Origin of the sequence: Bacillus sp. C28GYM-DRY-1, from assembly GCF_030519405.1 — a bacterium.
Taxonomy (GTDB): Bacteria; Bacillota; Bacilli; order Bacillales; family Bacillaceae; genus Bacillus; species Bacillus spizizenii_A.
In genome coordinates this window covers 40013-52622 of sequence record NZ_JAUMKF010000010.1, presented here as the reverse complement: position 1 = coordinate 52622, position 12610 = coordinate 40013, and the positions used below count along the sequence as shown (strand labels likewise).

General features: G+C 43.6%; 12 protein-coding genes and 1 pseudogene. 11 read left to right on the top strand and 2 right to left on the bottom strand.

Annotated elements, in window-relative coordinates:
* Nucleotides 1-63: 63 nt before the first annotated feature.
* The 3 genes and pseudogenes from Q3W56_RS11400 to Q3W56_RS11390 all read left to right on the top strand — a co-directional run bounded on the left by Q3W56_RS11400 (nucleotide 64) and on the right by Q3W56_RS11390 (nucleotide 3614).
* Nucleotides 64-687 carry a helix-hairpin-helix domain-containing protein gene (locus Q3W56_RS11400; protein WP_302895550.1) on the top strand — a complete coding sequence of 208 codons (624 nt, stop codon included), beginning with the start codon at nucleotides 64-66 and terminating at the stop codon, nucleotides 685-687.
* Nucleotides 688-753: 66 nt separating this feature from the next.
* A complete protein-coding gene (locus Q3W56_RS11395; protein WP_019715037.1) occupies nucleotides 754-1323 on the top strand; it encodes a ComE operon protein 2 in 570 nt (189 codons plus the stop codon).
* Between the two features lie 3 nt (nucleotides 1324-1326).
* A pseudogene (locus Q3W56_RS11390) lies at nucleotides 1327-3614 on the top strand (DNA internalization-related competence protein ComEC/Rec2).
* Between the two features lie 40 nt (nucleotides 3615-3654).
* On the opposite strand, the gene Q3W56_RS11385 reads toward Q3W56_RS11390, so the two are convergent.
* Nucleotides 3655-3789 (bottom strand): YqzM family protein, encoded by a 135-nt coding sequence (locus Q3W56_RS11385; RefSeq protein WP_003229983.1) that lies wholly within the window; start codon nucleotides 3787-3789, stop codon nucleotides 3655-3657.
* A gap of 40 nt (nucleotides 3790-3829) precedes the next feature.
* On the opposite strand from Q3W56_RS11385, the gene Q3W56_RS11380 reads away from it, so the two are divergent.
* Nucleotides 3830-3979, top strand: coding sequence for a hypothetical protein (locus tag Q3W56_RS11380; protein ID WP_302895549.1), 150 nt, complete (start codon nucleotides 3830-3832; stop codon nucleotides 3977-3979).
* 39 nt (nucleotides 3980-4018) lie between these two features.
* Nucleotides 4019-5062: a DNA polymerase III subunit delta gene (gene holA, locus Q3W56_RS11375; protein WP_302895548.1), complete on the top strand. Its 1044-nt coding sequence runs from the start codon at nucleotides 4019-4021 to the stop codon at nucleotides 5060-5062.
* 14 nt (nucleotides 5063-5076) lie between these two features.
* Here holA and rpsT read toward each other — a convergent pair whose 3' ends face one another.
* Nucleotides 5077-5343 (bottom strand): 30S ribosomal protein S20, encoded by a 267-nt coding sequence (gene rpsT / locus Q3W56_RS11370; RefSeq protein ID WP_003229989.1) that lies wholly within the window; start codon nucleotides 5341-5343, stop codon nucleotides 5077-5079.
* A gap of 203 nt (nucleotides 5344-5546) precedes the next feature.
* Here rpsT and gpr point away from each other — a divergent pair, with 203 nt between their 5' ends.
* The 6 genes from gpr to hrcA all read left to right on the top strand — a co-directional run bounded on the left by gpr (nucleotide 5547) and on the right by hrcA (nucleotide 12552).
* A complete protein-coding gene (gpr, locus tag Q3W56_RS11365) occupies nucleotides 5547-6653 on the top strand; it encodes a GPR endopeptidase (protein ID WP_019715034.1) in 1107 nt (368 codons plus the stop codon).
* 62 nt (nucleotides 6654-6715) lie between these two features.
* Nucleotides 6716-7921 carry a spore autolysin SpoIIP gene (spoIIP, locus tag Q3W56_RS11360; RefSeq protein WP_302895547.1) on the top strand — a complete coding sequence of 402 codons (1206 nt, stop codon included), beginning with the start codon at nucleotides 6716-6718 and terminating at the stop codon, nucleotides 7919-7921.
* A gap of 16 nt (nucleotides 7922-7937) precedes the next feature.
* Entirely contained in the window at nucleotides 7938-8276 is a 339-nt protein-coding gene (locus Q3W56_RS11355; RefSeq protein WP_019715032.1) for a YqxA family protein, read from the top strand.
* A 133-nt stretch (nucleotides 8277-8409) separates the two neighbouring features.
* A complete protein-coding gene (gene lepA / locus Q3W56_RS11350) occupies nucleotides 8410-10245 on the top strand; it encodes a translation elongation factor 4 (protein WP_114150366.1) in 1836 nt (611 codons plus the stop codon).
* A gap of 55 nt (nucleotides 10246-10300) precedes the next feature.
* Nucleotides 10301-11440: a radical SAM family heme chaperone HemW gene (gene hemW, locus Q3W56_RS11345; RefSeq protein WP_302895546.1), complete on the top strand. Its 1140-nt coding sequence runs from the start codon at nucleotides 10301-10303 to the stop codon at nucleotides 11438-11440.
* Nucleotides 11441-11520: 80 nt separating this feature from the next.
* Nucleotides 11521-12552: a heat-inducible transcriptional repressor HrcA gene (gene hrcA / locus Q3W56_RS11340; protein WP_302895545.1), complete on the top strand. Its 1032-nt coding sequence runs from the start codon at nucleotides 11521-11523 to the stop codon at nucleotides 12550-12552.
* The last annotated feature ends 58 nt before the right edge of the window (nucleotides 12553-12610 follow it).

Below are 12610 nucleotides of genomic sequence, written 5' to 3'. Positions count from 1 at the left end.
TATTATCCTCTAAACCATATGTGTTATTAAAATAAAATATGACGAAAGCGGGGAACATGCACGATGAATTGGTTGAATCAGCATAAGAAAGCAATTATGTTAGTGGCCTCTGCCGCTGTTTTCATAGCGATTATTTTCTTCCTGGCCAGCGGGAGCGGGAAAAACAAAGAGCAGATAAAGCAGACTGTATTAGCTGAGACAGATTATACGGAGGTAAAGCAGGAAGCGGTCAAAGATGAGTCAAACGAAACGATTGTGATTGACATCAAAGGAGCTGTTAAGCACCCTGGTGTTTATGAAATGCAAACAGGGGACAGAGTATCTCAGGCAATTGAGAAAGCCGGCGGGACCAGTGAACAAGCAGACGACATGCAAGTGAATTTGGCGGAGCTGCTGCAGGACGGGGTAGTGGTGTATATTCCGAAAAAGGGAGAGGAGTCACCAGTGTCGCAAGGAACCGGAGGCGCAGTCAAAACCAATGGAGAGAAGGGATCACTTGTAAATATCAATACAGCAACCTTAGAGGAGTTACAAGGCATCTCAGGGGTGGGGCCATCCAAAGCTGAAGCTATTATTGCATACAGGGAAGAAAATGGGCGGTTCAAGACAATTGAAGATATCACGGAGGTTTCAGGAATCGGTGAAAAGTCGTTTGAGAAAATAAAGTCTTCCATTACAGTAAAGTGATTTGACGGTCATGCATATTGATAGGTAAACTATAGGTCAGGCAACACAACATTTGGAGGGAACAACGTGGAAAGAATTTCATGGAATCAATACTTTATGGCTCAAAGCCATTTACTGGCGCTGCGCAGCACCTGCCCGAGATTGTCTGTCGGCGCTACTATAGTCAGAGACAAACGCATGATTGCAGGAGGCTATAACGGGTCAATCGCGGGCGGCGTGCATTGTGCAGACGAAGGATGCCTGATGATAGATGATCATTGCGCAAGAACGATTCATGCGGAAATGAATGCAATTCTTCAATGCTCTAAGTTTGGAGTGCCGACAGATGGAGCGGAGATTTATGTGACGCATTATCCATGCATTCAATGCTGTAAATCTATCATTCAAGCTGGTATCAAAACGGTTTATTATGCTGAGGATTACAAAACAAATCCGCATGCACAGGAATTATTTGAACAGGCGGGTGTAACTGTTGAACAGGTTGAACTCGATGAAATGATTGTTGATCTGAAAAACAGAGAAAAGCTTTCATTTGTAGCAGGTCTATTAGAGAAACTAGCGGATGCCGGTCTAGCAGAGGAAGATTTGAAAAAGATACATGAACAGGCTAATACACTTTTCACGAGCTACGTGTGATTCATGCGTAATTCGCGTTTGTTATTGCCTTTGGCGGCAGCTTCGGCAACTGCTGGAATTACTGCCGCCGCTTATTTCTCCGCTGTTTTTCTCTTCTTCCTCTTTCTCCTTATCGTTTTAATCAAAACGAGACATGCTTTTCTCATTTTAGTTTGTTTCTTCTCATTTATATTGTTTTTTTTACTGTATACAGTCACAGACTCCCTGAATGTTTCTTTATATCAGCGGGGCACCTATCAATTCAAGGCAGTGATTGACAGCATTCCTAAAATTGATGGTGACCGTATGTCTATGGTAGTTAAGACACCTGATAGTGAAAAATGGGCCGCATCATATCGCATTCAGTCTGCTGATGAAAAAGATCGGCTTTCACACATAGAACCAGGAACGGCATGTGAATTAACAGGTTCATTAGAAGAACCGAAACATTCAACTGTGCCGGGTACATTTGATTATAACGAATATCTTTACCGGCAGCATATTCACTGGAACTACTCTGTCACATCGATCCAGAATTGCGGCGAACCTGCAAATTTTAGGTATAAGCTGCTCAGTTTGAGAAAATACATAATATCATTCACAAACGCCCTGCTGCCCCCTAATACGGCAGGGACCGTACAAGCACTTACAGTCGGTGACAGATTTTATGTGGAGGACGAAGTGCTTCACGCGTATCAAAAGCTTGGTGTCGTCCATCTCTTGGCGATTTCAGGACTTCACATTGGCATTTTGACAGCCGGCTTGTTTTATATCATGATCCGTATTGGTATAACAAGAGAAAAGGCGTCAATCATGTTGCTGTTATTTCTGCCGCTCTATGTGGTGTTGACAGGCGCTGCTCCTTCAGTGCTTCGCGCCGCTCTGATGTCGGGGATTTACTTAGCTGGAAGTCTCGTGAAATGGCGTGTGCATTCAGCCGGTGCTGTCTGCCTTTCATATATCGTTCTCTTGCTCTTCAATCCTTACTATCTCTTCGAGGCCGGTTTTCAGCTGTCGTTCGCCGTCAGTTTTTCTTTAATCCTTTCCTCTCTTATTTTTCAGCAAGTCAAAACCTTCCTAGGTCAGCTGGCAATGGTATCGATGATTGCTCAGTTGGGCTCACTTCCTGTTCTCCTATATCATTTCCAGCAGTTTTCTATAATCAGCATACCGATGAACATGTTGCTGGTTCCTTTTTATACATTCTGTGTTTTGCCGGGAGCTGTAGCAGGTGTTTTTCTATTAAGCCTTTCCGTTTCTGCCGGTCGATTGGTTTTCAGCTGGTTTGATTTCTTGATGGGCTGGACCAACAAGCTCATCACAAAAATTGCAGAGATTGATGTATTCACGATCATCATTGCACGCCCCGCACCCGCTCTGCTCTTTTTGTTCACGGTCACGATTATCCTATTGCTTATGGCGATTGAAAAACACTCCTTTTCACAGCTGATGGTAACTGGCGGCATGTGTTTCGCTGTGCTCAGTCTTCTCATTGTTTATCCTCGTCTTAGTTCTGAAGGAGAGGTCGATATGATTGATATTGGGCAGGGTGATAGCATGTATGTAGGTGCTCCGCATCAGCGAGGCCATGTCTTAGGGAAAAACAGCACCCGTTTTCACTGGGAGAAAAGGTGCTGATTCCGTTTTTAACTGCTAAGGGAATTAAACAGCTTGATGCTTTAATTCTGACGCACGCTGACCAAGATCATATTGGAGAGGCGGAGACTCTGCTAAAGCATCATAAAGTGAAGCGCCTTGTGATTCCGAAAGGGTTCGTTTCTGAACCTAAAGACGAAAAAGTGCTGCAGGCTGCCAAAGAGGAGGGAGTGCCAATTGAAGAGGTGAAGCGAGGCGATGTATTGCAAATAAAGGACCTGAAGTTCCATGTACTGTCACCGGAAACACCTGATCCGGCTAGCAAAAATAATTCTTCTCTCGTTCTGTGGATGAAAACGGGCGGTATGAGCTGGATATTGACGGGGGATCTGGAGAAAGAAGGAGAACAGGAGGTAATGAATGTGTTTCAAAACATAAAAGCGGATGTATTAAAGGTGGGTCACCATGGAAGCAAAGGCTCTACTGGTGAAGAATTCATTAAACAGCTTCAGCCGAAAACGGCCATTATCTCGGCGGGGGCAAACAATCGATACCATCATCCCCATGAAGAAGTTCTGCAAATATTACAGAGACATTCCATCCGTGTGCTCCGCACCGATCAAAACGGAACAATCCAATATAGATATAAAAACAGAGTTGGAACCTTTTCTGTCTATTCTCCATATGATACATCAGATATAACAGAGACGAACTAAAAAAAGACTGCTGAGAAATCAGCAGCCCGGGCAGTCGCTGTTATGAACCAACCAGGTGAATAACCGTTGCCATGACAAACAAGAAGGCGAAAAATCCGAAGGACACAACAAAACCAACAGCTGAATCTACAGCATCATTTCGTTTGCTTTGAACGTTTTTTTCAAAATCATTCAACTTTATCCCTCCTGACTGATTTAAGTATAATGGAATCGTTTTGAAAAATCTAGAAGCGAAGGTAACGTTTACTGTTCTGGTGATTATCGCCTTTTTAAAAGCTGTCCCGGGGGCTTGCGAACAGGCGTTTAATATAAATGGGGAAGCAGCAGTCAGGCTTCCTCTTTACTATTTTGCAAACTCAATTTAGGATAGAAGGGGATGATGAAAGAGAGGAAGTCGTACAATAATGGTATTTGATGTGTGGAAAAGCCTGAAAAAGGGAGATGTTCATCCGGTTTATTGTTTATACGGAAAAGAGACGTATCTGCTGCAAGAGACCGTCAGCAGGATCAGACAGACGGTCATTGATCAGGAGACAAAGGATTTTAACCTATCCGTTTTTGATCTGGAAGAGAACCCGCTGGATCAAGCAATTGCAGATGCTGAAACGTTCCCGTTTATGGGGGAGCGGCGTCTTGTTATTGTGAAAAATCCATATTTTTTAACAGGTGAAAAGAAAAAAGAAAAAATTGAGCACAACGTCAGTGCGCTTGAAACATATATACAATCGCCTGCGCCTTATACGGTCTTTGTCCTGCTTGCCCCGTATGAAAAGCTGGATGAGCGGAAAAAACTAACGAAAGCATTAAAGAAGCACGCGTTTATGATGGAGGCGAAGGAATTAAACGCAAAGGAGACGACAGATTTTACTGTCAACCTTGCAAAGACCGAGCAGAAAACAATCGGCATTGAAGCGGCGGAGCATTTGGTTCTGCTTGTGAATGGACATCTGTCATCGATTTTTCAGGAGATTCAAAAGCTCTGCACGTTTATTGGAGATCGTGAAGAAATTACCTTAGATGATGTAAAAATGCTTGTTGCGAGAAGCCTTGAACAAAATATTTTTGAGCTGATTAATAAAATCGTCAACAGGAAACGAACGGAGAGTCTGCAAATTTTTTATGATTTGCTCAAACAAAATGAAGAACCAATTAAAATCATGGCGCTTATTTCAAACCAGTTCCGGCTGATTCTGCAAACAAAATACTTTGCGGAACAAGGGTACGGACAAAAGCAAATCGCTTCTAATTTAAAAGTTCACCCATTTCGAGTAAAACTGGCGATGGATCAAGCAAGGCTTTTTTCAGAGGCGGAGCTGCGGTCAATTATTGAACAGCTTGCCGTGATGGACTATGAGATGAAAACCGGGAAAAAGGACAAGCAACTCCTGCTCGAACTGTTCCTTTTACAGCTGTTAAAAAGAAATGAAAAAAACGATCCCCATTATTGAGGATCGTTTTTATATTATGCAGAAAGTCCGTTCACTTTTTTCGCTAGTCTTGATTTGTATCGAGCTGCGGTATTTTTGTGTACAAGACCTGTTTTCACTGCTTTATCAATACGTTTAGCTGCTTCAGTAAGAGCAGTTTTCGCTTTGTCAGCTTCGTTGTTGGCAACAGAAGCTTCAACTTGTTTGATTGCAGTACGCATAGCAGATTTGATTGTCGCGTTATGAACGCGGCGTTCGTTGTTTGTTTTTGTACGTTTAATCGCTGATTTAATGTTTGGCATGTGTTTCACCTCCTAAGATACAACCTGTAGCACAGTGTCTTAAGGTTAAATCTTCTTCACAATAGAACAAATTGTATTCTATCAAACACATCTTTAGATTGCAATATAAATGTAAAGTATTTTTCTTTGAAGGGTCTCTTTTTAGCATGATTCATTCAGCAAATGGCAACAATATAGGTACTTAATGTGAAGGAGGCCCCCTGATGAAAAAGAGTGAGCTGGATGTTAATCAGTATTTGATACGTACCGATTTAGCAGTTGAAACGAAGGAAGCGATGGCCAATCAGCAGGCTGTGCCGACAAAAGAAATTAAAGGTTTTATTGAAAAAGAACGAGATCGCGGAGGCATTAAAATCCGCACTGTTGATATTACAAAGGAAGGCGCGGAGCTCTCGGGAAAAAAAGAAGGGCGCTATTTAACGCTTGAGGCGCAAGGAATCAGAGAAAATGATTCGGAAATGCAGGAAAAGGTCTCTGCTGTCTTTGCGGAGGAATTCTCGGCTTTTCTAGAAAGCCTTGATATCTCAAAAGATGCGAGCTGTTTAATCGTCGGGCTCGGCAATTGGAACGTAACACCTGACGCACTGGGACCGATGGCTGTAGAAAATCTATTGGTAACAAGACACTTGTTTAAGCTTCAGCCGGAAAATGTGCAGGAAGGCTACAGGCCTGTCAGTGCGTTTGCACCTGGTGTGATGGGGATTACGGGAATCGAAACAAGCGACATTATTAAAGGGGTGATTGAGCAATCGAAGCCTGATTTTGTCATTGCTATTGATGCATTGGCGGCGCGGGCGGTGGAAAGGGTCAACACTACCATTCAAATATCGGATACAGGCATTCATCCGGGATCAGGGGTGGGGAATAAACGAAAAGATTTAAGCAAAGACACGCTTGGCGTACCGGTGATTGCCATCGGAGTTCCCACGGTCGTGGATGCTGTGACGATTGCCAGCGATACAGTGGACTACATATTAAAACATTTTGGCAGAGAAATGAAGGATAACAGGCCGTCAAGATCGCTTGTTCCGGCCGGCATGACGTTTGGGAAAAAGAAAGTGCTCACTGAAGGGGATCTTCCCGATCAAAAGCAGCGTCAATCGTTCCTTGGCATTGTCGGAACCCTTCAAGAAGATGAAAAACGACAGCTCATTCACGAGGTGCTTTCGCCTTTAGGCCACAACTTAATGGTTACGCCAAAGGAAGTGGATTCTTTTATCGACGATATGGCAAATGTGCTGGCAAATGGGTTAAACACAGCGCTTCACGAAAAAGTGTCACAAGAAAACAAAGGCTCCTACAATCACTAAAAAGTTCTACTTCCTCTAGCTTGTTCATAGAGTAATTACTAGACAAGCGCTGGAGGGATTCAATGAGAAATAAACGCAGAAACAGACAAATTGTTGTTGCGGTAAATGGCGGGAAAGCGGTAAAAGCCATCTTTCTATTTATCGTAAGCCTAATCGTGATTTTTGTTCTATCCGGTGTGCTGACGTCTCTCCGGCCGGAACTCAGGCCTTCGTCTGACTCTTTTTATGGGATTGCTGAAGAATTGCCGGGTGACGTGTTTGCACACTTGCTGCGGATGGAAAACCATTATTTCGCTTCTGATCTTTCTCAAACCGATAGCTCATTTCATCTTTCGCGTCTTTCTTTGAAGCTGGCGACAAGTATTAATCTCGAAGATCCGCGGAGCTTTCTCGGCCGGGAGCTTCCGGGGTTTGCGCAATTTGATACCGAGATTCTGTTGGCTGGACAAGGCACGGACTATACGAATATGCCGGCGGAATCTCCGCCGCCATCTAAGGTGATGGAGGAAGAAAGAGAAGCGAATTTGGCGGAAATTAAAAAACAGCAAACACAATCAGACAATGCGCAAAAAGATCCGCCGAAACAAACAACTGGTGACAAAAAGGTTGTCTTTATCTATCACACGCATAATACGGAATCATATCTCCCGCTATTAAAAGGCGAGACCGATCCTGATATGGCGCGCCATTCTAAAGCCAACGTCACGCTCGTAGGAGATATGTTCGGAAAAGCGCTAGAATCCCAAGGCATCGGTTCCACAGTAAACAAAACCGATATACAGGCAAAGCTGAGCAAAAAAGGTTTAAACTATGCCAGATCCTATGATGAATCAAGACCGGTCGTCAAAGATGCGCTCGCCTCAAACAAAAATCTGCAATATATCATTGATATCCATAGAGATTCAAGGCGCAAAAAAGATACGACGGCAACGATTAGAGGGAAAAGTTATGCCCGCGTAGCCTTTGTCGTCGGCAAAAAAAGCAAAAACTTTGAAGAAAACTATAAAATTGCGAGCGAGCTTCATAAGCTGATGGAGAAAAAATACCCCGGACTCAGTACAGGTGTCTTTTCAAAAGGCTCGCCAGGCGATAATGGTGTATACAATCAGGATTTAACCGACAGAGCGCTTTTGCTCGAATTTGGCGGAGTAGATAATAATCTTGAAGAGCTGCAGCATGCGGCTGACGCAGCCGCGGACGTATTCAGCGAAATGTACTGGGATGCTGAAAAGGTCAACGCGGAGAGCGGAGAGACGAAAAAACAATAAGAAATAGGTGGTTGATTTGATTGCTTACTTTGGCAAATGCTTGCTGCTTGTCACGATCATGTTTTTAGGCGTTCTGTTCGGCATGCAGCAGGCGAATAACGGGATGCTCAGTATGAAGGGTTATCATGACCCGTCACTTAAGGGGGCGTTTACGCTCACCGACGGAAAAAATAATGAAAAAGAAGCGTCGATCTTAGGAGAAACAGTCACAGCGAAAGATTTAGAAGAAAAACAAAAACAGCTGGAACAGGTGGAAACGTTCAATTTGTTTTCTAAAGCCGGAAAAGCGCTTTCTGATACCGTAACCAACACTGCCCAGTCAATGTATGAATGGATACGCGATATGAATCAATAGGTGCGTGAAAGAGAAAAGCAGCCCAGGTATGACAGGGAACTTTTCTCTTTCTTGTTTTACATTGAATCTTTACAATCCTATTGATATAATCTAAGCTAGTGTATTTTGCGTTTAATAGTAGGAGTGATAGATTGTGACAGATAAAGAAAAGCGTTTAGAGAGGCAGTCGAGAATACGGAACTTCTCTATCATTGCCCATATTGACCACGGAAAATCGACCTTAGCGGATCGCATTTTAGAAAAAACGTCGGCAATCACTCAACGAGAAATGAAAGAACAATTGCTCGATTCTATGGATCTTGAACGTGAACGGGGCATAACGATTAAGTTAAACTCTGTTCAGCTTAAATACAAAGCAAAAGATGGAGAGGAATACATTTTTCACTTGATTGATACGCCGGGACACGTCGACTTCACGTACGAAGTATCCCGAAGCCTAGCTGCCTGCGAAGGAGCGATTCTTGTCGTGGATGCAGCACAGGGAATCGAAGCGCAGACGCTCGCCAATGTCTACTTAGCGCTTGACAACGATCTTGAAATACTTCCAGTCATCAATAAAATCGATCTGCCGAGCGCCGAGCCGGAACGCGTGCGCCAAGAGGTAGAGGATGTTATTGGACTTGACGCATCAGAAGCCGTGCTTGCTTCAGCAAAAGCCGGTATCGGGATTGAGGAGATTTTAGAACAGATCGTAGAAAAGGTGCCCGCTCCGACCGGAGATCCGGAGGCGCCGCTCAAAGCCCTGATCTTCGACTCACTTTATGACGCTTACCGCGGTGTCGTGGCGTATATCAGAGTTGTTGAAGGAACGGTAAAGCCGGGGCAAAAAATCAAAATGATGGCAACCGGCAAAGAGTTTGAAGTGACAGAAGTCGGTGTGTTCACGCCGAAAGCAACTCCGACAGATGAACTGACCGTCGGCGATGTAGGCTTTTTAACTGCTGCGATCAAAAATGTCGGTGACACACGCGTCGGTGACACGATAACAAGCGCGGCTGATCAGGCTGCCGAAGCATTGCCTGGATATCGTAAGCTGAACCCGATGGTGTATTGCGGTTTATATCCAATCGATACGGCCAAATACAACGATTTAAGGGAAGCTCTTGAAAAGCTTGAGCTGAATGACTCATCGCTTCAATATGAAGCAGAAACATCCCAAGCGCTCGGATTCGGTTTCCGCTGCGGATTTTTAGGTATGCTTCACATGGAAATCATTCAGGAGCGGATTGAGCGTGAGTTTAAAATCGACCTCATCACAACAGCACCTAGTGTTATATATGATGTGTATATGACAGACGGGGAAAAAGTGGTGGTTGATAATCCGTCAAATATGCCTGATCCTCAAAAGATTGAACGGATAGAAGAGCCTTATGTAAAAGCGACAATGATGGTGCCGAACGATTATGTCGGTGCAGTGATGGAGCTTTGCCAAGGGAAACGCGGCAATTTTATCGACATGCAATATTTAGACGCTAATCGCGTCAGCATTGTTTATGACATGCCATTAGCGGAAATCGTCTATGAGTTTTTTGATCAGCTGAAATCAAGCACAAAAGGCTACGCGTCATTTGATTACGAACTGATTGGCTACAAACCGTCTAAACTTGTCAAGATGGACATTATGCTGAACGGAGAAAAAATCGACGCCCTTTCATTTATCGTGCATCGCGATTACGCGTACGAACGCGGAAAAGTAATTGTAGAAAAATTGAAAGAGCTCATTCCGCGCCAGCACTTTGAAGTACCGATTCAAGCGGCGATCGGCCAGAAAATTGTGGCCCGCTCGACCATTAAAGCGATGCGTAAAAACGTATTGGCTAAATGTTACGGCGGAGACATCTCGCGGAAACGGAAGCTTCTTGAAAAACAAAAAGAAGGAAAACGCCGAATGAAGCAGGTCGGCTCTGTTGAAGTGCCGCAAGAAGCATTTATGGCAGTCCTGAAAATGGACGACAGTCAGAAAAAATAATAGAAGCCGCCGCAGTCCTGTACTGCGGCTTCTTTCTGTAAAGAAGGTGAATACATTGAAATCAGCTTATATCCATATTCCATTTTGTGAGCATATTTGCCACTACTGTGATTTCAATAAATATTTTATTCAAAGCCAGCCTGTTGACGAGTATTTAAACGCGCTCGAACAGGAAATGATAAATACTATAGGAAAAACAGGGGAGCCTGACCTCAAAACGATCTTTATCGGAGGAGGCACGCCGACCTCTCTCTCTGAGGAACAGCTCAAAAAGCTGATGGACATGATCATACGAGTGCTGAAGCCCTCAAGCGCCTTATCGGAATTTGCGGTTGAAGCGAATCCGGACGACTTGTCCGCAGAGAAATTAAACATTTTAAAAGAATCCGGTGTAAATCGCCTCAGCTTTGGTGTCCAAACGTTCGAAGACGATCTGTTAGAAAAAATCGGCCGGGTGCACAAACAAAAAGATGTGTTTGCATCTTTTGAAAGGGCGCGGGAAATCGGTTTTGACAATATCAGTCTTGATTTAATGTTCGGGCTCCCGGGACAAACCCTTAAGCATCTGGATCATTCTTTAAATACTGCTTTAGCGCTGGATGCCGAGCATTATTCTGTATACTCCCTCATTGTAGAGCCGAAAACGGTATTTTATAATTTGATGCAAAAAGGGCGGCTTCATCTTCCGCCGCAGGAGCAGGAAGCCGAAATGTATGAAATGGTGATGAGGCGCATGGAAGCTCACGGTATTCATCAATATGAAATCAGCAACTTTGCTAAGGCGGGTTTGGAATCAAAGCACAATTTGACGTATTGGAGCAACGAGGAATATTTCGGCTTCGGAGCAGGGGCCCATGGATATATCAGAGGCTCACGGACAGTCAACGTAGGACCTGTCAAACATTACATTGACCTGATAGCCGAAAAAGGATTTCCGTACAGAGATACACATGAAGTGACAACAGAAGAACAAATTGAAGAAGAAATGTTTTTAGGCTTGAGAAAAACAGCCGGTGTCGGCAAAAAACGATTTGCAGATAAATATGGTCGTTCACTGGATGAACTTTTTCCACATGTATTAAAAGACCTCACTGAAAAAGGGCTGATTCACAATTCGGAGTCTGCTGTTTGTTTGACACATCAGGGGAAATTATTAGGCAATGAAGTTTTTGCCGCTTTTTTAGGTGAGTTATAATTGACATTTTTCTTGTGGTTTGATACTTTTGTTATAGAATTAGCACTCGCTTATCGAGAGTGCTAACAGAGGTGATGATGATGTTAACAAATCGTCAGCTGCTGATCCTTCAGGTCATAATCAACGATTTTATTAAATCGGCACAGCCGGTAGGATCAAGAACTCTTTCGAAAAAAGATGAAATCACATTTAGCTCTGCAACAATTAGAAACGAGATGGCTGACTTGGAAGAACTGGGCTTCATTGAAAAAACCCATTCATCCTCAGGACGTGTTCCGTCAGAAAAAGGGTACCGGTATTATGTTGACCATTTGCTTTCACCCGTCAAACTGACAAAGAGCGACCTGGACCAAATCCACTCGCTCTTCAAAGAGAAAATTTTCGAGCTGGAGAAGACAGTTCAAAAATCAGCGCAAATTTTGTCCGATCTGACGAACTACACATCCATCGTACTCGGGCCGAAGCTGAGTGAGAATTATCTTAAACAGATTCAAATCATACCGATTCAGCCCGATATGGCGGTAGCAATTCTCGTTACCAATACAGGGCATGTGGAAAACAAAACGATTAATTTTCCAGCCGAAATGGATCTGTCTGATATTGAAAAACTGGTAAATATATTGAACGACCGTTTAAGCGGCGTTCCAATGGATGAACTGAATGAGCGCATATTTAAGGAAGTTGTCATGTACCTAAGACAGCACATTAAGAACTATGACAATATGCTTGACGCGCTTCGTTCAACCTTTCATTCCACGAATCACGTTGAAAAATTGTTTTTCGGCGGAAAAATCAATATGCTGAACCAGCCGGAGTTCCATGATATCACCAGAGTTCGGTCGCTGCTTTCTTTAATTGAAAAAGAACAGGATGTTTTAAAGCTCGTTCAATCCCCACACACGGGGATTTCAATTAAAATCGGGAAAGAAAACGACTATGAAGAGATGGAAAACTGCAGTCTGATTACGGCTTCTTATTCCGTTGATCATAAGCAAATCGGCTCAATTGCGATCATCGGTCCGACGCGCATGAATTATTCCAGGGTTGTCAGCCTGCTTCAGCATGTGACTTCGGACTTGTCAAAAGCATTAACAAATTTGTATGATGAATAAGGGAAATTTGGCAAATTTTATCGAAGGGCAGCACCCGCCCTTCTCCTTACACTTTGAG

Excerpts from the sequence above, each read along its gene's own strand:
- holA (WP_302895548.1), top strand. The coding sequence starts at position 4,019 with ATGGTATTTGATGTGTGGAAAAGCCTGAAAAAGGGAGATGTTCATCCG.
- rpsT (WP_003229989.1), bottom strand. The coding sequence starts at position 5,343 with ATGCCAAACATTAAATCAGCGATTAAACGTACAAAAACAAACAACGAA.
- hrcA (WP_302895545.1), top strand. The coding sequence starts at position 11,521 with ATGTTAACAAATCGTCAGCTGCTGATCCTTCAGGTCATAATCAACGAT.
- spoIIP (WP_302895547.1), top strand. The coding sequence starts at position 6,716 with ATGAGAAATAAACGCAGAAACAGACAAATTGTTGTTGCGGTAAATGGC.
- gpr (WP_019715034.1), top strand. The coding sequence starts at position 5,547 with ATGAAAAAGAGTGAGCTGGATGTTAATCAGTATTTGATACGTACCGAT.
- Q3W56_RS11400 (WP_302895550.1), top strand. The coding sequence starts at position 64 with ATGAATTGGTTGAATCAGCATAAGAAAGCAATTATGTTAGTGGCCTCT.